We start from the raw sequence: 21,443 nt of genomic DNA on the forward strand, positions 1-21,443 counted from the left end.
CAACCGCCCCGGATACGAGGGGAAGGTTGGTTTTTTTGTGTGCCCGACAAGAGATGCCATATAATCATTTCGTAAGAATTTTGTAAGGATTTTCAAAGCCCTTTCGTAAAGAGTGCCCGTTATGATAGAGACATCCCCCCGGTAATCGCGATGCCAGGGTCGAGATAGAAAAGCAAGGTGGGAAACAGGCATGTCCAAATACAATGTGCTCGTCGTCGATGACGAAGCGGAAATCCGCGACGCGATCGAAATTTATCTGAAAAACGAAGACATCAAGGTGTTCAAGGCGGAAAACGGCCTCGAAGCGTTGGAGGTGCTGGAGAACGAAGACCTCCATCTGATCATCCTCGACATCATGATGCCAAAAATGGACGGCATCAAAACGACTTTCGCCATTAGGGAGGAACGGAACATCCCGATCATCATGCTCTCCGCGAAATCGGAGGATACGGACAAGATCCTCGGGTTAAATGTGGGAGCCGATGATTACGTGACCAAGCCGTTTAATCCGATGGAGCTGGTCGCCCGGGTCAAATCCCAGCTGCGCAGATATACCAGCCTGGGGACCCATGCAGCCAGCGAAGACGAGATTCGCGTCAGGGGCCTGGTGCTGAACACCACCAACAAAACGGTCTACGTCGACGAGGAGGAAGTGCGTCTGACCCCGACCGAGTACAAAATCCTGGAGCTTTTGATGAAAAACAAGGGACGGGTCTTCTCGATCGAAGAGATCTACGAGCTCGTATGGAAAGAGCCCTGTCTAAACGCCGAAAACACCGTGGCTGTCCACGTCCGCCGGATTCGGGAAAAGATCGAGATCAACCCAAAAGATCCGAAATATCTAAAGGTGGTATGGGGCATTGGATACAAAATCGAAAAATAAATGGAGCCTGGCAGCCGCTTCTCTCCTGTTTGTCTGCCTGGTCGCCCTCTCCTTGCTGGCGGCCGCCGACATCCTGCAGCGGACCGATTATCTGCAGGAAGACCACTACTATTCGACAGACAACTTCGAGCAGGAGCTGGGCCAGTTTGCCGACATCCTGAAAAGGTATTATGTCGACTTGCACGATTACCCGAACTGGTCGGATGAGGAAAAAATAGGAGCGGAAGAATATGCGCGAATGAAACGGGAATACCTAGATCAGACCGCGGTTGCCGTCGAGGAAACCACGCAGCAATTCGCTCCCGGAATCGCGCAGGAAGTCACGGGCGGGACACAGGAGGAAGTTGCGAGCCTGTCCCGGGAACGAGACGAACAGGTGCAAAGAGTGCGCCAACGAGAGGAAGAAGCGTTTCAGCGGCAGGTGAAAGAAAGAGTCGCGAACATGGATCAGGAGTATAAGCATCTGCGGGACAGCCTGGCGCTGCGCGAAGGCTCCTTCCATTACTACATCCGCAATAAAGCCAACGGCGATGTCTATGCCAATGTCACCAGCCCTCCCACCGCTGAGGAATTGCGCAAAAACTATTTGTACTCCATTCGGTTTCCCGGCAACCAGACCGGGACCCGCGGCCAATTGCAATGGATCAATCACGACTTCGTCACCAACCAACTGGAAGGAATCATTGCCGTTCCCCGGCATGCCGAAGGCTACAGCATGGTTCATTCGAATGCCCAGTACTATATGTCCATTCGGGAGCGACTGTTTAAAGAGTGCGGGCTGCTCGTCGTCATGTTGGCGGCGGCTGTCGGACTGTTCCTGCATTTGCGGAAGCACGCGGGGGAGCTGTCCTTTGTAGAAGGTGCGCTTACCAGGTTTCGCCGGATACCGATCGATGTCCGGATGCTCGTCCTGCTGTTCGCTATCTTCTGCTCATTGACGCTGGCCTCTGTCGTTTCGTTCTTTCGACTGCCGATCAGACCGGAACAATTCGTCATTCTCGGCCTCGAAGCCATTGCCGTCATCTACTTCGCGCTCTGCCTGTTTGAAGCCGCCAAAATGATTCAGGACAAGACGCTTTGGCAGACCCAATGGGAAAAGAGCCTGTTCGTCAAATATCGTGAGTTGTTGACCGATCTATTTGCCAACCGCCATTTGCTGTTCAAGCTCGTGCTCGTCGGATCACTCACCATCGCCTTCCCGGTCAGCGCCATGGTCTTTCTGATCGCCGTCAGCAATCACGATGAGTTCCTGGCACTTGTGGCCGTCGTCTACTGCCTGTTCTACCTGGTCCTGGTGCTGCCGTACACCCTGCGCCGGATCAGCCTGATCAACAAAATCTTCCGCGGCGTGGAAGAGATGGCCGCAGGCAATCTGGACCATCAGATCGTAGCCAAAGGCAAAGGAAAGGGAAACCTGTTCCGCCTGGCCAACAACCTGAACAACATCAAGCAGGGCCTCAAACAGTCCTTGGAGGGACAGATGAAAAGCGAGCGGATGAAGTCGGAGCTGATCACCAATGTGTCGCACGACTTGAAAACCCCGCTGACCTCTATTGTCAACTATGTCAACCTGCTCAAGAGCGATAAGCTCACGCCGGAGGAGAGAGCCCAATACATCGAAATTTTGGACAGGAAGACAGATAGACTGAAGGTGCTGATTGACGACCTTTTCGAAGCCTCCAAAATGGCCAGCGGCGCGGTCGAGCTGCAGCTGGACAACGTCAATGTAGCCTCGCTGCTGAACCAGGCTCTCGCCGAATTCAGCGACAAGATCGAAGCCTCCTCCCTCACCTTCCGGGTGCAGGTGGAGAATCCGCAGATGTTCGCCAGACTGGACGGCAAAAAAACCTGGCGCGTCATGGAAAACCTGATCGTCAACGCCCTGAAATACTCCATGCCCAACACCCGCGTCTTCATCACGCTGCACGAGCAGGACAGATACGTCATCATGAGCATGCGAAACGTATCCGCCTATGAAATTGATTTTGACGCCGAGGAACTCTTCGAGCGCTTCAAGCGGGGAGACAAATCGCGCCACACCGAAGGCTCCGGCCTGGGTCTTGCGATCGCCAAAAACATCGTCGAACTGCAGGGTGGACGCCTTTCCCTCGAGATTGACGGCGATTATTTCAAGGTGAACGTAGCGTTTCCCAAGTGATTCATGGCCGTGTCGGGCCGATCCTGCCACCCGGCCGCACATCCTGCTGGGGACGGGAAGCACTTCCGATCCCTACACGTAAAAAAGAGCCCTGTCCCCCGCTTCACAGCCGGGACAGAGCTCTTTTTTCCATGGTTTACTTCTTCAGATCCTCAATCGAGTCAATTTCCATATAGGCTGGAACGACCAGACCAATCTTGGTGCCTTCCAAGTTCGGTCCCAGATCCTCCAGATCTTTGCCCAGCTTCTCATAGTAATCCGCGTGCGTGGTCGGCAGCCAAGCCGCTACCATGCCATCCGCATCGCCATTGGCGACACCCGCCCACATCGGGCCGGCTTCGACCTGGCTCAGCTCCACGGTGTACTTCAGCTTTTGTTCCAATACGGTTTTGACTACGTTTGTGCTGGCAATTTCGGAATCCCAAGCGACATAGGCCAGCATCAGCTTTTTGCCCTCCGCAGGCTCCAGGCCTTCCACCCATTTGTTAACGGTCTCCTCATTTGCCTTCACCCAGTCGGCTGCCGCTTCCTCGGGCTGCTTTCCGTCGGCGATATCGAGCATCACTTTACCCATATCATCTGTCGTCCAATGGAAGTTGTCGAGGAAGGCATACGCGGACGGATGCTCCTCCTTCAGCCCTTTGCGGACGATGGTGTGAATCTGCTCATCCGCTCCGTAGACGCCTTTGGGATCTTTCAGGTACTTCAGATCAAACTTGGAGAACTTCCAGTGTGGTGTCCAGCCCGTGACGATGATCGGTTTTTTATCCTTGATGGCCTGTGTCAATGCCGCCGTCATCGCCGCACCGGAGCCTTCTACCAGCTCCCAGTCCTTCAGTTCGTATTCCTCGATCGCTTTCTCTGTCGCTTTCATCAGACCGGCGCCAGGGTCGATCCCGATGATTTGGTAATTGACCTCGGCGCCTACGCTGCCTTGGCCGCCGCTTGCCCCTTCAGAGCCTGCGGCATTTTGATTGGAATTGGGCTGATTCTCCGGCTGCGCTCCCGAACAACCCGCCATCAACAAGCTGAGCCCCAGTAATACAGCTGCTCCTGTCGTCCATCTCTTTTTCATGAAAACCCCTCCCTAGGCGCTTTTCTTTTTCCCCATGCTTTGGGTGATTCTATCCAATAAAATGGCCATGATCACGATAGCCAGACCGGCTTCGAATCCGGCGCCAATCTTGATCTGGGTGACAGCGCGGTAGACGTCCGCCCCCAGCCCCTTGGCGCCAATCATGGACGCGATCACGACCATGGAAAGCGCGAGCATGATGCTCTGGTTGATTCCCGCCATCACCGTAGGCTTCGCCAGCGGCATCTGCACCTTGATCAGCTTTTGCCACGCTGTCGAGCCGAAAGCATCGGCAGCCTCGACCAGCTCGCCGGGCACCTGTCTGATCCCGAGGTTGGTCAGCCGGATTGTCGGCGGCATTGCAAAAATGACAGAGGCGATAACACCTGGCACCTTGCCCAAACCGAAAAAGAAGATAGCGGGAATCAAGTAGACAAAGGCAGGCATCGTCTGCATAAAGTCGAGAATAGGGGTCAAAACATTGCGGGCGCGATCCGATCTCGCACACCAAATCCCTGTCGGAATCCCAATCACTATCGAAATCAGCCCGGCCGTCATCACCAAGGCCAAGGTATCCATTGCATGTGCCCAATACCCCAGATTTTCAATGACGATGAGTCCAATCAATGAAAACAGCGCCATCGGCCACTTTCCTGCCCGGTAGGCGAGCACGGCCAACAGAAGAATCAAAAGCCATGACGGCGCACCGGAAAACACCAGGGTAAACACGTCCACCAGACCGCCAATAACTGTGGAGATCAAATCAAAGACAATCCCCAGATGCTCGTCGAGAAAGTCGACGATCGTCTCGATCCAACGGTCGAGCGGTATTTTCGGAAACAGTTCTCCCATGTTAGTTCACCTGCCTTTCTTCTCCTAAGGCATCAGCAAATCCATTGGTTGACTCGATTACTTTCCCTGCCTGGCTCATGGTGCCGGCGGGACCGGCAGTCTCGCTGTTTTCGCCCTGACGATCCGGTTCTTTCGAGTGGGCCAGATTTACCTTGCCCGCCAGACCGCCGAGGACAGAGCCCTTGACGACCACGCCGAGCAATCGATCCTGCTCACCCGTCACCGCGATGGGCACGTCGGAAAAGGCCACGAGATCAAAAAGTTCATTCAGCAGCGTCTTGGGGGGGACCGTCGGAATGTCCCGCCGCATGACGGCTTCCAGTGTGAGCGACTCCAGCTGCGCTTTATTCACGGCATCAGCCGTAACGACGCCAAGCAGCGTCTTTTTTCGGTCGACGACGTACAGACTGGATACGCCGCTCTCTCGCATGAGCTGCAAAGCTACCCGCGGACCCTTGTCGAGCGTGATGGTCTGGGCTCGCTTCATGACATGCTCTGCGGTGATCACCTTGGAGCGGTCTACGTCCTCGACGAATTTCTCCACGTACTCATTGGCCGGATTGGTCAGGATTTCTTCCGGCGTCCCGATCTGCACGATCGCCCCGTCTTTCATCAGTGCGATGCGATCGCCGATCTTCAATGCTTCGTCCAGGTCATGCGTAATAAAGATGATCGTTTTTTGCATCGACGCCTGCAGTTCCAGAAGCTCATCCTGCATGTCTTTGCGGATGAGCGGATCCAGTGCGCTGAAGGCTTCGTCCATTAAAAGGACATCGGGATCATTGGCCAGCGCCCGGGCCAGGCCTACGCGCTGCTGCATCCCGCCGCTCAGCTGATCCGGATAGCTGTTTTCCCATCCGGCCAAACCTACCAGCGCCAGGGCTTCCCTCGCTTTCGGTTCCCGCTCCGCTTTTGGAATATCTTGTATCTCCAATCCGAACTCCACGTTCTCCAGGACCGTGCGATGAGGAAAAAGGGCAAACTTTTGAAAGACCATACCCAGCTTTTTCCTGCGCACTTCCTGCAGCTGCTGCTCATTCATGTCGACGATGTCTGTATGGTCTATCAGAACTTTTCCCTCTGTAGGCTCAATCAGTCGGTTGAGGAGCCGGACCAGCGTAGATTTCCCGCTGCCAGACAGACCCATAATGACAAAAATCTCGCCTGCATTCACATCGAAGCTGGCTTGATTGACCCCAACGGTTAGACCCGTTTCCTGCAGGATCTCCTGCTTGCTTTTTCCCTTCTTCAAAAGAGGGAGAGCCCGTTGCGGCTGACGTCCAAAAACTTTTGTCAACTGCTCTACCCGAATTTTCGGCATACCGTCACCTCCGTATGGTTTGTTCGCTCGAACTTTTGACTCCTCTATTGTATCGATTGCCCTTGCATTTCCTCAAATTTGGTAATCGGCCATATTCGGGCGTAATCTTTGTTCAGAAAAAACTTTACGTACTTTTCATTCCGAATACTCCGTTTATCTAGCATATACGGTTCGATTCGTTTATTTACAATCCCCGGGTTCATTAGTACAATCGGTTACAGGTAAATTGACCAGAGGAGCTGCTCTTTTCAAAATGGAAGACAAACATGAAGAAAAACTGTATAAGGCCCAGGATCGGGTCATCGAGACACTTGCCAAAAACATGGATTTGTATGGAATTACGATGTCTACCGGTCTCTTGTATGGCACCATGCTGTTTCAGAATAAGGCGATGACGCTTGACGAAATGGGCGAAGCTCTGGAAATGAGCAAGACGAGTATGAGCACGGGTGTCCGCACCCTGATGGATTTGCAGATGGTTGACAAGATATGGAAAAAAGGGACGCGGAAGGATCATTACGAGGTCAATCTGGATTGGCACCAAACCTTCATTGACTTCTTCTCCCTCAAGTGGAGGGCGGCTTCCGAACAAAATGTGCACGCGATGAAAAAATCGCGGCAGGAACTGCTTTCGCTGCTCCAAAGTGGGGATCTCTCGGACGACCTCCGCAGCCGCATTGAGCTTAGCATCGATCGCATCGACAATGCACTGGCCTACTACAACTGGCTGTCCCGGTTTATCGACGCACTGGAATCGCATGAAATTTTTGAGCTTGTTCCAAAGGATCCGGTACAGGAATAGAAAGCTGCCGAGTCGATCGTTGACATGATAAAGACTCCTTTCTCTACGTTGAAGTTCGTAGAAAAGGAGTCTTTTTGCTGTCATCCTCCGCCTTGCCGATACCATGCGGGCAGCAACCATTCGCCCCTTTTTTCCAATCCAATTCTTTGCAAAAAGGAAATGACCCGGAATAAGACACCCTTTACCTCCATGCGCTATAATGAAGGAGATACCACTGACAGGAGACTGCCGCCATGATGGTACTGATCTTGCTGGCGATATGGGCCTTTGGCGCCTTTGTCTTATACACAGACCCGAAAAACATTTCGATCCGTTGGGCCAGCGCCACCGCTTTTGTGGGAGGATGCGGCTTTTTATCAGCGGTCTTCGATGAAACCCTTCTGCCGCTGTTGACCGATGCGTTCCCGCTGTCCACGACCCTGCCTGCTTACCTGCTGGCAGCCAGCCGGATCTCATCCTTTCTCTGTCAGGTGGGCCTTCCCTATACGTTTCTCATGTTCGCTGTCTACTCGGGAGACTTTTTGAGCAGGAGAACCAAAACCGTTTTGCAGTACGCATCCCTGCTCCCGCCCCTCGCGATGCTGGCGGTGACGCCCATCTATCCGGTGCTGCAATTCAACTACTGGCTGATGATCACCTGGGTATTTCCCTACTTTATCGGAGCCAGTCTGATCCTCGTCCTGCTGTACTGGAAAGAAAAAGACCCGCTCGTGAAGAAAAGCAGGCTCTTTACCAATATACTCGTCATCTTTCCGATTCTTCTGGTATTTATCACGATTTACGTCATGCGCACGCAAAACAACTACGACGCCTGGCGATACAACAGCCTCATCGTAGGCATCCAGTTTCTCCTGATTCTGGTCATCAGCGTGAAGTACGGCTTTCTCGGCGTCAAATGGCGCGTGGAAAAACGTCGCCTGGACAGCACGCTTCGGGCGATGACATCCGGGGCGCAAATCGTCAATCACACGATCAAGAATGAAGTGGGAAAAATCTCGCTCTACACCCAGCGGATGAAGGATTATGCGGAGGAAACCGGCCAGCCTGTCTTGCGGGAAGATCTGCAGGTCATCGAACAATCCACCCGGCATCTTCTCGACATGGTGAGCCGCATTCAAGGACAGCTGCAAGAAATTCGCCTGCGGGAGGAGGTCACCAGCCCCGCCTCCCTGATCCAAGATGTGCTGTCCCAATTGCGTCCGCTCGCCGAACAGCAGAGAATCGAGCTGAAAACAGAGCTGGACGACCGCTGGCTGCTTCTCTGCGACCCGGTCCAGCTGCGCGAGATTTTGATCAATCTGTCCATGAATGCCATCGAAGCGATGAAAGGCGGCGGCACCCTCACCCTGCAGCTCTTTTTATCGAAAAAGCATCTCGTCGTCGCTGTCGCAGACACCGGCACCGGCATAGCCAAAGAGAATCTGCCCCATGTCCTCGATCCGTTTTTCTCGACCAAAAAGACCGGGAAAAACTTCGGACTCGGGCTGTCCTACTGCTACAATGTGATGCAGAAACACCAAGGCACACTGGAAATCTACAGCGTAAAAGACGAGGGGACGACCGTCTTTTTGTTCTTCCCGCTCAAGCGCGTGGAAGAAGCCGGCTGAGGGCGACAATACCCATCCGTAATAGCAAACGGGGGAAGGAGGGTTTCACCATGGCACAAATACGCGTCTTTATCGTGGAGGACGACCCCGTCTGGCGAAAAGGCTTGATCGATCTCATCCGGAAAGAGGCGGACATCGACGTCGTCGGCGAAGCCGGCACCAAGGAGACGGCTCTAGCCTGGTTTGAAGAGGAGCAGCACACCGCAGACGTCGTCCTGATGGACATCAATCTGACGGATAATAACCTGGACGGCATCGAGGCCGCCCTCGCCCTGTCGGAGCGGGATCAAGAGATCGCCATCATCATGCTGACGTCACTGACGGACGAAGAGGTGATCATCGAGTCGTTTGCCGCCACAGCGGTCGTGAACTACATCAGCAAATCCAGCTTCCGGGAGATCCCCGGCGCCATCCGCGACGCCTATGAGCGCCGCTCGGCAATTCACCCGACGGCTGCCGCTGCGCTGCGCAATGAATTCCTCCGCTTGAAGGGCGAAGAGGACCAGAAGCTGCTTTCCCCGGCGGAAAAGGAAATCCTGCAGTTGATCCACGAGGGACAGACCCAGTCCCAGATCGAACAGAATCTGCACATCGCGAAGCGGACGATCAAGAACCACATCAACCGGATTTTGAAAAAAATGGGCGTCAAAACGAGCAAAGAAGCCGCTGCCAAAGCCAAACAGAAAAAGCTGTTCTGACTCAGGGGAAAACGATCCTTCCTTCCCTTTGAGTCAGTCTTATGACCAGGTACCAATAAAAGTTGGTACTTTTTTTACCTCCAGAACCCCGTAGAATGAGAACTATCAAGAACGGATTCATCATCTATCATTCGAAAAGGTGTGGTTCTGATGGTACTTATTCATACCTTCATCAAATGGATTCTCCTGTTGTGGTTCCGCCCTCATGTCAAAGGCTTGCGCAAGCTGGATTTCTCCCAGCCGTGCATCATTACTCCCAATCACGTATCCCTGCTGGACGCGGTGCTCTTATCCTTCTTCCTCCCGGCAGGCGTGACCTTTGTCGCCAACACAGAAATCGCCAAGAAATTTTCATTCTTCATGCGTTTCCGAAAATTTATCACAGTCGACCCGATGAACCCCTACTCGATTCGTCACATGATCCGCGTCGTCAAGAGCGGCGAGTCGCTGGTGATCTTCCCGGAAGGCCGCATCACGACAACCGGCGGTCTGATGAAAATCTACAGCGGCGTAGGCTACTTGGCCATGCGGACCGGCGCTACGGTCTATCCCGTCATCATCCAAGGCCTGGAACGCTCGATCTTTTCCTACCTGAAAGGAAAAGTGCGCATCACCTGGTTCCCGAAGGTCACGATTTCCGTCGGCACCCCCTATACCCTGCAAAGACAAGAGAACGTCTCCATGCGCGAACAAAAAGCAGCGGCCAGCGACCTGATCCTGCGGACGATGCAGCGCGAATTGTTCGAGGCACGCAAAAAAGAGAATGTAAATCTGTTTAACGAAACGTGGGAAGCCGCCAAGCTGCACGGCAGCAAAACCGTCATCGCCAAAGACCTGACGACGTCCATCACGTATCGCACCCTGCTGATCGGCAGCTATCTGCTCGGCAACAAGCTGCACCATCTTTTAAAAGGCAGCAAGACGGCAGGCGTGCTGCTGCCCAACTCCGTCGGCCACCTGGTGACGCTCCTGTCGCTGTTTCGCATCGGGACCACTCCGGCGATTCTCAACTTTTCGCTCGGTGTCCGCTCGCTTTTGGACTGCTGCGAGACAGCCGGCATCCGCACCGTCCTGACTTCCCGCGTGTTTATTGAAAAAGGGAAGCTGCATCACCTGATCGCCGGCCTGGAAGGACAGGTAGAGATCGTCTATCTGGAGGATGTAAAAGCGACAGCCACCACAGGCGACAAACTCGCTGCCCTCTGCTCCTATCTCGCGGGCAAGCGGTCCCACGCCACGACGAACGAACTGATTCTGTTTACATCCGGCAGCGAAAGCAAGCCGAAGGGCGTCGTGCTGACCCATACCAATCTGCACGCCAACATCCAGCAGGTGCTGAGCAGCATCGACATCACGAGCCAGGATAAGATTTTGAATGCACTGCCGATGTTCCACAGCTTTGGCCTGACCGCAGGCACCATCTTGCCGATCACAACCGGGCTGCCCGTGTACCTCTACCCCAGCCCGCTTCACTACAAAGTCATCTCGGAGCTATGCTACGACCAGAACATCACGATCATGTTTGGCACCTCTACGTTCCTGGCGGGTTACGGCAAGTTCGCGCATCCGTACAATTTCTACTCGCTCCGCTACATCTTTGCCGGAGCCGAGAAGCTGAAGGCAGATGTGAGGCAAATGTGGATGGAAAAATTCGGCGTCCGGATTTTTGAAGGCTACGGCGCGACCGAAACCTCTCCGATCCTGTCGCTTAATACGCCGCTGGCAAACAAGCAGGGTACAGTCGGCCGTCTCTTGCCCGGCATCGACTACCGGCTCGAAAAAGTGGAAGGCATCGATCGCGGCGGTCAGCTGCTCGTCAAAGGGCCCAATGTCATGAAGGGCTACCTGATCCACGGCAAAGGCTTTATCCCGGCTGGAGAATGGTACGAGACAGGCGACCTGGTGGAAGCGGATGCGGAAGGGTATCTGACCATTCAGTCCCGGCTGAAGCGCTTCGCCAAGATCGGCGGAGAGATGATTTCACTCAATCTGGTGGAGGAGCTCGCCGGTCAGTGCTTCGGCCACTCCGAGTTCGCCGCTGTCCCGATCACCGATGCCCGCAGAGGAGAGCGAATCCTGCTCTACACCACAGATGAGACTGTGAAGCTGGATCGCCTGCGCGCGCATCTGGCGGAAAAACAGTACTCCCCGCTGCTGCTGCCGACCGCTGTACGCTGGATCAAAGCCCTGCCCCTGCTCGGCAGCGGAAAGACGGATTACGTGACGCTCAAACAAATGGCTGAAAAAGGAGATGGCTCGGCATGAGATTCCGCATGCGACCGCTGCAAGCACTCTACTTTACCCAATTCTTGTCTGCCTTTGCCGACAACATGATTCTCTTCGTGATCGCCAACCTGCTGCAAGACAATGGATTCTCGCCCGTCATGCTGGCGCTCGTCTCGATGGCCTTCTTTTTGCCCTACATCATCCTGGCCCCGCTCGTGGGGCCCTTCGCCGACAAGCATCCCAAGTCATACGTACTGGTCATCGGCAACCTGATCAAAGTACTGGGCGTCCTGCTTCTTTTGGTGATCGACCAGAGCAGCATTCTCCTGCTGATGCTCTCCTACTTTACGGTGGGTGTAGGAGCCGTCGTCTACTCGCCGGCCAAGTACGGTATTTTGCCGGAGCTGACGAAAAACGAAGAGGAGCTGTTTCACGCCAATGCTCGCATCGAAGCGTATACCATCATCGCGATATTGACCGGGATCGGGGGTGGCGGGGCGATCGCCGCGATGACTCCCACCGTCGTCTCTTCGCTGATTTGTCTCGGGATGTACGGCCTCTCCGTCCTGATGACATTCGCCATTCCGCGCATCAACGGAAATCCGATGACACGCTACGGCACGGAGACCCGACTGTTCTTCGCCCACTTTTTCCAGCTGCTGAAAAAGCCGGAGACGGGATTTGCGATCATCGGCACGGGAGCCTTCTGGATGAGCTCGGCAGTGCTGCGGGTAGCGGTCATCGCCTGGATCCCGATCTCCCTCGGGATCGATCCCAAGAGCTCGGCTGTCTCGCTGATCCTGGCGACGACGTCGATCGGCATCATCACGGGCGCCTTCCTGGCCCCCAGGCTGATCCCTTTGCAGCGCTTTTATCGCTCCCTCCTGTACGGCTTTCTGATGTTCGTGCTGATTCTGCTCTTCCCATTCTTCCACATCACGGCTGTGTCGATCGTGCTTCTGCTTATGGTCGGCTTTATGGGCGGCGTGTTTATCGTCCCGATGAACACCGTGCTTCAGGATGAAGGCAAGAAAATGATGGGCACCGGCAAGACGATCGCGATCCAAAACTTCGCGGAAAATGCACTCATGCTCATCGGATCGGGCATTTACTACATCATCGTCTACCTGGGCGTCTCGATCTCCGGCGCCATCGTCGCCCAAGGGCTGCTGCTCCTGCTGTTCCTGCTCTATTTGGCAGGCCAGACAAAGCGGCTGGCAGCGGGCCGAGTGTAAACGGACAGCCAAAGCGGGAGAATGGTGCAACGAAGCCTTGGTGTCATTATACGGATAAGGACAATTTGATCGCTTCTCAGCCAATCGAGAGAGGCCGTGACGGAATGATCGTCACGGCCTCTCTTTGCTTATAGCGCGAGGCGGGAATATCCCTCCCGCTGCGGGCGGTTAGCGCTGCTTCAAGGACGAGTGGCTCCAGGGTTGTCGGTGTCCGCGCTGCCGGTTTCTCCGGGAGTGCCTCCTCCGTTTCCGGTGTCCGCGCTGCCGGTTTCTCCGGGAGTGCCTCCTCGGTTCCCGGTTCCTGCGCCGCCGGTTCCTTCGGGATTGCCTTCACCGTTTCCTGCTCCTGCGCCGCCAGTTCCTCCGGAGCTGGCCCCATCGTTTCCAGTTCCGGCGCTGCCGGTTCCTTCGCCGGAGCCCCCGGTTGCCGGGCTCGTCTCTCCATCGGAGCCTGTCCCGGGCTCCCTGTCCCCACCGGGCAAGAACGGCCCATAGATCGGCGGAGGCAGAGGATCGGAGGCGGCAGGGCTTTCCGTACCGCCGGGAGGAGTCGCGCCGGGGTCAGCATCAGGGCCGGGCTCTACCGTCTGATCGGTGGCAGGTGCCTGCGTCGCGGCATACAAGTAGAACCCGCCCGCAGTGCCTCCAGCCACGATCAACAGCGTCACGGCCGCCATGATCCCCGTATGTCGGCGAAACAGCCGGACCAGCCCATTTGCGGTTTCGTCCCGCACCTCATCCAGCAGCTTGCGAAGTTCAGCATGTCTCAATCCGTACCACTGTTTTCGCTGCTCTTTTTTGCGCAGCCGGATGCCCTTCTCCTCCAGGAAATAGCGCTTCAGCGCGTCGCGATAGACCGGGGTCAGCGATGTCCCCCGGAAAAATTCATCCACAGAGAGCGTCCAGCGGATAAACGAGCGCATGATCTGCTCGCCGCCGCGCTCCTGCACAAACGTCAGCATCTGCTCATAAGCCGGCGAATGCATTCCCCCTGATTCCGTTTCGTAAAAAGCCAGCCACACTTTGGGGAAGTCCGGCTCGTCCAGTTTTTCCCCGAGCAGCTTCCGGAGCAAGCGCTGCAGCTGGTACCTCTCCTCCTGGTCAAAAGAGCGGTAGAACACCTCCGGCGGCGGGCAATCGCCCCCGGTTCCCTCTTGCAGCGAAGCCAGCTTCAGCAGCAGATCACAGGTAGCGCGGCTTTCCAGATCCAGCTCCCAGAAAAAGGTTTGCGGCTTATCCTCCAACAGCGACACAATGCCTGCGAATTCCTGCGGCGTCAAGGCGTCCAGCTCGGTGTATTTCAGCAGGCAGCGGTCGATTTCGTCCAGGATGTCGCTCGCGAACGCATTTCGTTTTTGCATCGGTTCCAAGAAGCGGTGAATCGCAAGGGCGGCCTCCACCTTCTGTCCGCTCCCTTTGAATGTGGCCAGCATCTTCTTCTGCGTCGCCTCCTTAAAAAAGGGGTTCCGCAGCGCATCCGGCACATGCGCCTCCCAAAACGCCACTTCCCGGAGCACGTCTTCCATCCGCAGAGCCGCACTCAGCCGTTGGGCTACATACGCCTCAAAGAGCGGTGCTGCAAATTGTTCATGTCTGAGGGCTGTGTTCATCACGGGTGAAAACAATTCCGGGCAAGCCGCCAAATGCTTGTACACCTCGTCCAGATACGCCTTCTCCTGCAGCAATCGCCCCTTGAGGAGCACATCCATCAGATACAGCACCCGCTCCGTTTGCCTGTTTCGTCCCTCCACGACGCGACTGGACTGGATGATCAGCCGCACCAGCTCCGTGGCGGGCAGCTTTCGCGCGGCGAGCTCCTTCTTTTCCTCGCGAAAGAGACTGGCCAAGAGTTCATACAGACGCTTTTTCCCGGTCAGTTGAGCGTTTTCCAGATAACCGAGCAGCACCTGCCACACGGCCGCGCGGCTTTGCTCGTATACAGCCATCCGCCCTTTTTCGATCAAAAACAGCGCGCACAGCTCGTAATAGGTGCCCGGCCGCAAGCCTAGCCCGCTGTCATCGCCAGCGAGCACCTCTTCGGCAAACAGAAAAAACTCTTCCATGACGCGCGGCTCCTGGAGATACTCCCAGGCAAAATGGAGGTACTCGTGCTCCCCCTCCTGCAGGTCCGCATTCCATATCCGCTGACCGGCAAAGTCAAAGAGAAACTCCTTGTCGATATGGCCGTTTCCCGGCCGGATGCTTCCCTTTGGCACAAACATCACATGGATATGCTTTTTGCTCTGCGGCTCGCCGCTGTACGTCAGAAAACCGAGATGACGGCGCATCTCGTAAGGCAGGCAGCCGTAGAGGATCTCCATCAGCTCCTTGGCCGACTGGGCCGCTTCCCTCTCCCCGCCTGCGAGACTGATGAATACCTTTTTCCTCGCGGAGAGCGACACCATCACCGCATAGAGCAATTGCTTCCACTCGTGTTCCCCGATCCCCATGCGAGCCAGAGCTTGTCTGGGAGCGGCGGAGGTACTCTCCGCATACGGAAGATCTTCCAGTGCGGGCAACTCTTTTCCGGCTCCCTCATCGTGCCGTTTGGCAAAGGAGTCAATCCCGAAAATCTTGCGCGGATGCCGGATGAATTCCTCTTGTCTCGCGGCCGGGATCACGTAGTTATGGGAGAAAAAGGTATTTCGTTGGCCGGTGAAATCGGCACCGGCATACACGCTGTTGCCGATCACGAGCTCCCCCGTCTCGGCGCGAAAGGAGACCAGTGCTTCCGGGTACTCGCCCGGGTCCGCCTCTCTCTCCTGCAGCTCGCGGGGTGCGTCGTAGACGCAGAACGGATGCAGGACCTTTTTGACAAAGGAGGAGTCCAGTCCCGGCGATTTGGCGACGGTATCGTAACCTTCATTGGAGCGAAACACGCCCGCACGCCCGCGTGTGTAATACTGCTGCCCAATCAAATGCCGCGTCACGATCGTTCTCTCCCCTCGATGTAATCCAATTGATGCAGGAGCCAGATGAATGGCTCATCGACCCGGACAGGCGTGACGACACCGCTTACCTTTTGATTGACCGGATTGCTCCCCAGGGCGGATACGGCGAAAAAGGCGGTGTTGGTAAAATACACGTCGAGCGCATCCTTAAACGGCCGATCCACCTTTTCGATAAACCGGCGCACTTCCCCGTTGATGTTCTCAAACTCGGACAGGTTCAGGTATTTTTCATGGACATAATTGCGGAACACATTGCTGTTGGTCTTGATGTACTCGCCGTCTTCTTCCTTCAGCATGTGCAGCATGTCGCTCTTGGTCAGCACCACGGCCGTCGGGATATGCGTCTTGCTCGCCTGCTCGTACCCGATGAAATTCTCAAACATCGTGATGACGACCTCGCGCGGCTCGTCGTATCTGGCTGTGAATTCGCCCGGCTCGTCGCCGATGTTGAGCTGGATCTTGTCCCGGATCGTCCGGATCTGCAGGGGATCGACGAGAAAGAGGATACCGGAGGAATTGCGCACGTGAGCCGCGTAGATCTCCAGGTATTCGCGATCCACCATGCCCTCGCCGGCGACGTCGAAAAAGACGAGGATCAGCGGCGCCCGCTCGTTGTCCTTGAAGATAAACTGAAAGATAAACGGCTCCTGCCGCTTTTCTTTTTGCGTGGAATCGAGCAGCTGTCCGCGCTCAAACAAGGGGGACTCGTAGTTTTCCCGGAACTTCCGGCTGATCTGGGCGTTGAGCGGCATGCAGGCGGCATCGAAGCGGTTCGCTGTCGTGTTTTGCAGCGTGTGGATCAGCGAGGTCATGTAGACCGACTTGCCCACCTGCGAAGCGCCGACGATGGAGATGATATTGCTCGGGGCTTTGCCCGCGGTAATCGGCAGCTCGTTGTGGCAGTGCGGACACAGTCTCCGCTTGGTCGCGACGCCGTACTTGTCCGTGATGCCCACCAGCACATTGTCCACCACGATCCGGTTCTCGTCGGGAATCGTCTCGGGGTCGATCACCGCCTCGATCTCCTCGATGTCGTCCAAACCGAATTTATTGCGGTATTGGTTCAAAATCACGTCTTCCTGAAGGGCGTAATCCTCGTCCTCCTCCCGGTGATGGGCGGCCCGAAAGACGACCTGCTCCGGCGAAAACTTGGCAAAGCAAAAGGGACAGACGATATCGTAAAAAGGCAGCCTCTCCTTTTGCGGCGGCTTCTTTTCAAACATGTTTTTGAAAAAGGTCAGCATTCTCCGTTCCCTCCTATTCGGGAATCAGTTCGTAAAGTTCCCCGTATTTTTTTCCATCGGTAAAGAATAGCCGGATAAAGTCGTTTTTCCCGATCTCGATCTCCGGCATCAGGTTTTCGCCTGGCTCCAGGTCGCGGATAAACGCGTACTGGGTGCCGTCCTCCCTGCCGCTCGGGTAGCCGCCCTCTTTTTTGACGTAGCACAGCACTTCGCTTGCGATCGGCCATTCGGAAAAGATGCGGATCTGGATCGTTTGATACGGGCGAAACCAGCTTTTCTTGCTTTTTACGGAGTAATAGATTTTGGCTTTTCCCGTACTGAGATGGCCGAGATGCGCTTCGCCCCGCGGGAGCAGCATCACCCGCTTGCCGTCCCTCAGCTGGCCGGGAAAAATCCGGTAGGTATGCCGTCCGATTCCTTCCACCGGCTCCCGATAGCCGAGATTTGCCTTGTACTCCTCCCGGGTGTACAACTTCACATCCCCCGGGGTGATCGCGGAAGGCTCAAAAGAGGCGTCGAACGGCATCCTGTGCACGTACACAAAGGGGACCGACTCCGGCCAATGCCACGTGATCACGCACTCGTTCCCCTGAATCTGACAAACCACATCCTTGATCAGTCGTTCAACCGTTTCTTCCCGCTCTATCATCTGGCATCATGCTCCTCGGTAAGGCTAGTGAAACCGCTTCGATCCGGAGGACCCGGCATCCAGGCTCTGGGCCGGTGCATAGCGTCGCCGCGAAAAACTCCCGCGGTCCGACGCCTGGCCGCTCGCCGGAGCCGACACGCTCACGCTCCATAAGGCCAGCACCAAAGCAAGCAACAGATCCGCCAGCATGCGAAGCACAAAGTCCGGAAGAGCCGCGGAGGCAAACCCCGCCTCCAGCACCAAACCGGCCAGCACCCCGGCCACCGCGCCGCCGATCGAAAAGCTTTTGGCTATGAATTTGTTATCAAAAATAAGTCCAAGGGCGAGCCCCAGCAAAGCGCCGATGACCGTCACGAAGGCGACGCGCTCCACCGCATACAACATGCGGCCACTGTCTGCTCCTGTCCTCTCCGTCAGCAGATTGCGTTCTTGCCGGTTCAGCTCGTAAATTTGGCCGAAAGCGGCGGAAAGCTGCTGGGTGTTGACCACGTCCGTGTATGTACCGCCTGTTTCGGCCGCGATTTGCTTCAACAGATTGGTGCCGTCCGCGCTGACCTGGCTCATCCCGACCGTGTGGATGGGAATCTGCTGCTCCTGATAAGGAGGCAGGGCGCGGCCCATATTCACGCTGCTGTACCCGTCCGACATGAGAACGACGGTGCTGTTGCCCGCTCCCGATGCCGGGTCCTGCACCAGCTCCAAAGCCCGCTGGAGGGCAGCTTCGATGTTCGTGCCCCCACCGGGCGCTTCGTGATCCCGCAGCTTCTGCAGCACCGCTTCCCGTGCGGCAGGATCGCCCAGAGACACCATCGGCTGCAGCACGCGGGCATCGTCCTGGAAGGTGATAACGGCCACACGCATGTCATGGTCCATGCGGCCGATGAGATCAGCGGCTGCCGCAAAAAGCTGGTCGTCCGGGTCCGTGTCCCTCATGCTGCCGGAGGTGTCCAGCAGCATCACGATGCTGTCGGAGCCAGCCGCACGTTGAAAGGTGGAACCGTACAACAACTGGAACAAAAGACCGGCGATCCCCAGCATCACGAACGTCGCGGGGACAAGCATTTTCCAGGAAAATCCGGCGTAACGCTGCCGCCAGCCCATCCCGTTCAGCTTGGGCGAAATCATCTCGGCGATCAGGCAGAACAGCCCGACGAAAAAGGCAAACTGCCCGATGTACAGTCCCACCAGCAGCCACTCCGCCAGTTCTCCCGAGAGCCGGTGCAGCAAAATCTCCCCGATGCCAAACCCGACGAGTCCGCCGAAGAGACTGGACATCACCAGCGGCACGCTGATCCTTTTTTGAATCATATGGATACCCCCTCTTCCCGGCGGTGAAATGCGAAGCCATTGGCCACGTAGGAGTCGTAATACTTTTTGTTGTTGCGGTAGTACATCAAATCATTTTTGGCAAAGCCGCCCATCAGGTTCAGCTTTTCAATCCCGCTTTTGCCTGCTTCATGGAGATAACCCTGCTTGCAGGTGCGGAAGCCCTGCTCCCGTCCGATCACGTATTGGATGAATTCACTGCGATTGTCCGCAAAAAAGTACTTTTCTTCGTAGCGGTGCTTTTGCGAAAAGTGGAAGATCTCCACGTGCACCGCCGCCCTCTCTTCCAAAGCCCGGTAAAGATCGGCAAACAGCTCTTCTTTGGTCAAGACCTCTCTGTTTTCATACGCCACCGCGACATTGGCGCGTGCGAGCAGCTCATCCTCAAAGGGAAGGGCGAACGGGGCACGGCTCCATATCTCGCGGCGGCAGAGCTCTGTGAGCCGTTCGATCAGCACAGAAGCATCGGCGGCTTGCACGATCCGGGATGGCGGGACAGCCGAGCGGTCTTCCCAGTAGAAAAACGGGCCCCTGCGCGCCTCCAGGGAGGCCAGGGCTTCCCTCGCGATCATACCGTAGTATTCGTGGATGTTTTTCCCCAGGTAATCAGATGCCTCGCTCACATGTTTTTCGGCCAGCTCCCGCAGCTGCCTTTGCAGCGCTTCGAGCCGCTCCCAATCCTGCCGGAGCCGATCGTGGAGCTCTTCCACCTCCTGCTCGTAGCTTCTGAGGAGCTCCAGCTCCAGCTCCAGTCCGAGCAGCTCGTAGCGCTTCTCGTACAGATGCGGCAGGAGATGGCGAATCAGGCTGCGCACACGCTCTTTATCCCGGGTAAAAATGCCGCCCAGCTTCCAATCCTGCTGCTCCACCCGCTCCCGGTACAGCTCCTCCCACTCTGCGCGAGTCTCTTCCAGCAGCCGAGTGGTCTCCCGGATCCTGGCGAGCAGTTCGGCCCGGATGCTGCTCTTGGCGCTTCCCGTCTCCGGTGCCGATGTAAGCAGGCAGGCAGCGTACAGGCCCCAGCGCGGTTCATCCACGACAATATCGCGGAGCAACCCGGTCAGTCTGCGTTGCTTTTGCAGATGCTCCAGCTGGCTGCGGGCCCGCTCGGCAAAATGCCTGTCAAAAAACGCCTGGCTGCTCCCCCTAAACAGGGCTTGCTCCGCTTCCTTGAGCGTCATGCCCTTCAGCTCGGCGTAGCTGATCCCAGCCGTCATCAGGCCGCTCATCTCGTCCAGCTTGCTGCCATCCGGCAAGAGGGAGCGCACCTCGCGCTGGATGTGGCGGGGTGTCAGCTCCAGCCCCTCCAGCAGTTCGGCCATATCGGGGAGAGCCGTTTCTTTCATGCGCTGGAGAAAGTCATCGCATACATGGGCCAGCACCGTCAGCGCGATGGCCTCCCGGGGCTGCCGCACCCTGGACAGGCCTGCGGTAGCAAAGGCGGCATGGCCGCTGTCTACGCCGATGCTGCGCGTAAACTGATGCTTGTTGTAGCTTTCATTGCCCTCTTCCAGCTCCGACTCCGCCGGCTTGTTGTTCAACAGGACCAGCCGGCTGATGAGCTCGTAATTCTCCTGCTGGCCTCTGTCCGCAAACAGCCCCCGCTCGTTTTTGTCGGAGAGCAGATACATCAGCGAAAAGAGGGGACCCTCATGCGCCACCTCCAGGGTGACGTGATCCTCGGTCACCTGCAGCGCTTCGCGGAATCGGTAGCCGCTCTCTTGGTACGCGGTCAGCTCCTCCAAAAAGCTGACGCCCAGAGAGGCGGAGAACCCGAACTCCTCGCCGCTGCTCTTTTCCTGGATCAACGTGTAGAGGTCTACTGTCACGTACTTGAATACCTCGGCGAGATAGCTTTTCATCAACAGCACCAGCTCCGGCATCAATACAGTGGCCGGGTCATCGGCACGGGCGACAACGGCCAGATTGACGTGCTGGACTTGCGAGCAGTGCTTCGCGGCTTCTGCCAGATGGATGCTCACTTTTTTCATGATCTTGTTCATCTCGATGCGCAGGGTCTCCCTCTCGTAAAACTGTTGATAGAGATTCCGCCGCAGCGTATGCCGGGCCGTCTGGAGCCGGGGCAGCGGGCAGGTGTAGATGCGGTCGGCGTGACCGGCGGTGGAAGCGGTGCCTTGGCCGGTGGTGGGGCTGGTACTGTGGCCGGGGCCGTCGCTGGTGCCGGGGCCAGTACCGCAGCCCGTGCCGGCATGGAGATAGAGCGCACCGGCATGATTCTCCCACTGTCGTTCATTAAGGGCATAAACAGCCTGGAGTGCTTCCAGGCTGTCGTCCCCGACAAAGAGGAACAGCACGGGGTTCAGTATGCTTCGCTGCCCGTTTTCGCTGTCCTGCTGTGAATGAAGTCCCGTGGCGTATGTCGTCGCGAGCTGTTCGATTCCTTCCCTCATGCGAT

The 21,443-nt window shown here is 56.3% G+C and carries 15 protein-coding genes; 7 read left to right on the top strand and 8 right to left on the bottom strand.

Annotated features, from left to right (window positions below):
- Positions 1–190 precede the first annotated feature (190 nt).
- Together JD108_RS21360 and JD108_RS21365 are read left to right on the top strand one after the other, a co-directional pair.
- Complete coding sequence (locus JD108_RS21360; protein ID WP_198827916.1) at positions 191–883, top strand: response regulator transcription factor; 693 nt, start codon at positions 191–193, stop codon at positions 881–883.
- Positions 861–3,041 carry a sensor histidine kinase gene (locus tag JD108_RS21365; RefSeq protein ID WP_198827917.1) on the top strand — a complete coding sequence of 727 codons (2,181 nt, stop codon included), beginning with the start codon at positions 861–863 and terminating at the stop codon, positions 3,039–3,041. The genes JD108_RS21360 and JD108_RS21365 overlap by 23 nt, the downstream gene beginning before the upstream one ends.
- A 136-nt stretch (positions 3,042–3,177) precedes the next feature.
- On the opposite strand, the gene JD108_RS21370 is transcribed toward JD108_RS21365, so the two are convergent.
- The 3 genes from JD108_RS21370 to JD108_RS21380 are packed head-to-tail and all read right to left on the bottom strand — an operon-like array spanning position 3,178 to position 6,289.
- A complete protein-coding gene (locus JD108_RS21370) occupies positions 3,178–4,116 on the bottom strand; it encodes a glycine betaine ABC transporter substrate-binding protein (protein ID WP_198827918.1) in 939 nt (312 codons plus the stop codon).
- 12 nt (positions 4,117–4,128) lie between these two features.
- On the bottom strand, positions 4,129–4,968 hold the full coding sequence (locus tag JD108_RS21375) for an ABC transporter permease (RefSeq protein ID WP_198827919.1): 840 nt from the start codon (positions 4,966–4,968) through the stop codon (positions 4,129–4,131).
- 1 nt (position 4,969) lies between these two features.
- Positions 4,970–6,289, bottom strand: a complete 1,320-nt coding sequence (locus JD108_RS21380) for a quaternary amine ABC transporter ATP-binding protein (protein ID WP_228728242.1) — start codon at positions 6,287–6,289, stop codon at positions 4,970–4,972.
- Positions 6,290–6,542: 253 nt separating this feature from the next.
- Here JD108_RS21380 and JD108_RS21385 point away from each other — a divergent pair, with 253 nt between their 5' ends.
- From JD108_RS21385 to lplT, 5 genes are all read left to right on the top strand, one after another.
- Positions 6,543–7,091 carry a GbsR/MarR family transcriptional regulator gene (locus JD108_RS21385; RefSeq protein ID WP_198827920.1) on the top strand — a complete coding sequence of 183 codons (549 nt, stop codon included), beginning with the start codon at positions 6,543–6,545 and terminating at the stop codon, positions 7,089–7,091.
- A 233-nt stretch (positions 7,092–7,324) separates the two neighbouring features.
- A complete protein-coding gene (locus tag JD108_RS21390) occupies positions 7,325–8,698 on the top strand; it encodes a sensor histidine kinase (protein ID WP_198827921.1) in 1,374 nt (457 codons plus the stop codon).
- A 50-nt stretch (positions 8,699–8,748) separates the two neighbouring features.
- Positions 8,749–9,396: a response regulator gene (locus JD108_RS21395; RefSeq protein ID WP_198827922.1), complete on the top strand. Its 648-nt coding sequence runs from the start codon at positions 8,749–8,751 to the stop codon at positions 9,394–9,396.
- A gap of 150 nt (positions 9,397–9,546) precedes the next feature.
- Positions 9,547–11,661, top strand: a complete 2,115-nt coding sequence (locus tag JD108_RS21400; protein WP_198827923.1) for an AMP-binding protein — start codon at positions 9,547–9,549, stop codon at positions 11,659–11,661.
- Positions 11,658–12,857 carry a lysophospholipid transporter LplT gene (gene lplT, locus JD108_RS21405; protein ID WP_198827924.1) on the top strand — a complete coding sequence of 400 codons (1,200 nt, stop codon included), beginning with the start codon at positions 11,658–11,660 and terminating at the stop codon, positions 12,855–12,857. The genes JD108_RS21400 and lplT overlap by 4 nt, the downstream gene beginning before the upstream one ends.
- Before the next feature lie 179 nt (positions 12,858–13,036).
- On the opposite strand, the gene JD108_RS21410 is transcribed toward lplT, so the two are convergent.
- From JD108_RS21410 to JD108_RS21430, 5 genes are read right to left on the bottom strand one after another with little or no spacing between them, the layout of a single operon-like run.
- A complete protein-coding gene (locus JD108_RS21410) occupies positions 13,037–15,787 on the bottom strand; it encodes a GAP1-N2 domain-containing protein (RefSeq protein ID WP_198827925.1) in 2,751 nt (916 codons plus the stop codon).
- Complete coding sequence (locus JD108_RS21415) at positions 15,784–17,052, bottom strand: TRAFAC clade GTPase domain-containing protein (RefSeq protein WP_198827926.1); 1,269 nt, start codon at positions 17,050–17,052, stop codon at positions 15,784–15,786. The genes JD108_RS21410 and JD108_RS21415 overlap by 4 nt, the downstream gene beginning before the upstream one ends.
- 13 nt (positions 17,053–17,065) lie before the next feature.
- A complete protein-coding gene (locus tag JD108_RS21420) occupies positions 17,066–17,701 on the bottom strand; it encodes a beta-mannanase (protein WP_198827927.1) in 636 nt (211 codons plus the stop codon).
- 24 nt (positions 17,702–17,725) lie between these two features.
- Complete coding sequence (locus tag JD108_RS21425) at positions 17,726–19,009, bottom strand: vWA domain-containing protein (protein WP_198827928.1); 1,284 nt, start codon at positions 19,007–19,009, stop codon at positions 17,726–17,728.
- Complete coding sequence (locus JD108_RS21430) at positions 19,006–21,438, bottom strand: FtsZ/tubulin family protein (RefSeq protein ID WP_198827929.1); 2,433 nt, start codon at positions 21,436–21,438, stop codon at positions 19,006–19,008. The genes JD108_RS21425 and JD108_RS21430 overlap by 4 nt, the downstream gene beginning before the upstream one ends.
- Positions 21,439–21,443: the final 5 nt, after the last annotated feature.

It is taken from the genome of Brevibacillus composti (genome assembly GCF_016406105.1).
In the GTDB taxonomy this organism is placed as follows: Bacteria; Bacillota; Bacilli; order Brevibacillales; family Brevibacillaceae; genus Brevibacillus; species Brevibacillus composti.

Coding starts and splice junctions, on each gene's coding strand:
- JD108_RS21360 (WP_198827916.1), top strand. CDS start 191: ATGTCCAAATACAATGTGCTCGTCGTCGATGACGAAGCGGAAATCCGC.
- JD108_RS21370 (WP_198827918.1), bottom strand. CDS start 4,116: ATGAAAAAGAGATGGACGACAGGAGCAGCTGTATTACTGGGGCTCAGC.
- JD108_RS21375 (WP_198827919.1), bottom strand. CDS start 4,968: ATGGGAGAACTGTTTCCGAAAATACCGCTCGACCGTTGGATCGAGACG.
- JD108_RS21380 (WP_228728242.1), bottom strand. CDS start 6,289: ATGCCGAAAATTCGGGTAGAGCAGTTGACAAAAGTTTTTGGACGTCAG.
- JD108_RS21385 (WP_198827920.1), top strand. CDS start 6,543: ATGGAAGACAAACATGAAGAAAAACTGTATAAGGCCCAGGATCGGGTC.
- JD108_RS21390 (WP_198827921.1), top strand. CDS start 7,325: ATGATGGTACTGATCTTGCTGGCGATATGGGCCTTTGGCGCCTTTGTC.
- JD108_RS21395 (WP_198827922.1), top strand. CDS start 8,749: ATGGCACAAATACGCGTCTTTATCGTGGAGGACGACCCCGTCTGGCGA.
- JD108_RS21400 (WP_198827923.1), top strand. CDS start 9,547: ATGGTACTTATTCATACCTTCATCAAATGGATTCTCCTGTTGTGGTTC.
- lplT (WP_198827924.1), top strand. CDS start 11,658: ATGAGATTCCGCATGCGACCGCTGCAAGCACTCTACTTTACCCAATTC.
- JD108_RS21415 (WP_198827926.1), bottom strand. CDS start 17,052: ATGCTGACCTTTTTCAAAAACATGTTTGAAAAGAAGCCGCCGCAAAAG.
- JD108_RS21420 (WP_198827927.1), bottom strand. CDS start 17,701: ATGATAGAGCGGGAAGAAACGGTTGAACGACTGATCAAGGATGTGGTT.
- JD108_RS21425 (WP_198827928.1), bottom strand. CDS start 19,009: ATGATTCAAAAAAGGATCAGCGTGCCGCTGGTGATGTCCAGTCTCTTC.
- JD108_RS21430 (WP_198827929.1), bottom strand. CDS start 21,438: ATGAGGGAAGGAATCGAACAGCTCGCGACGACATACGCCACGGGACTT.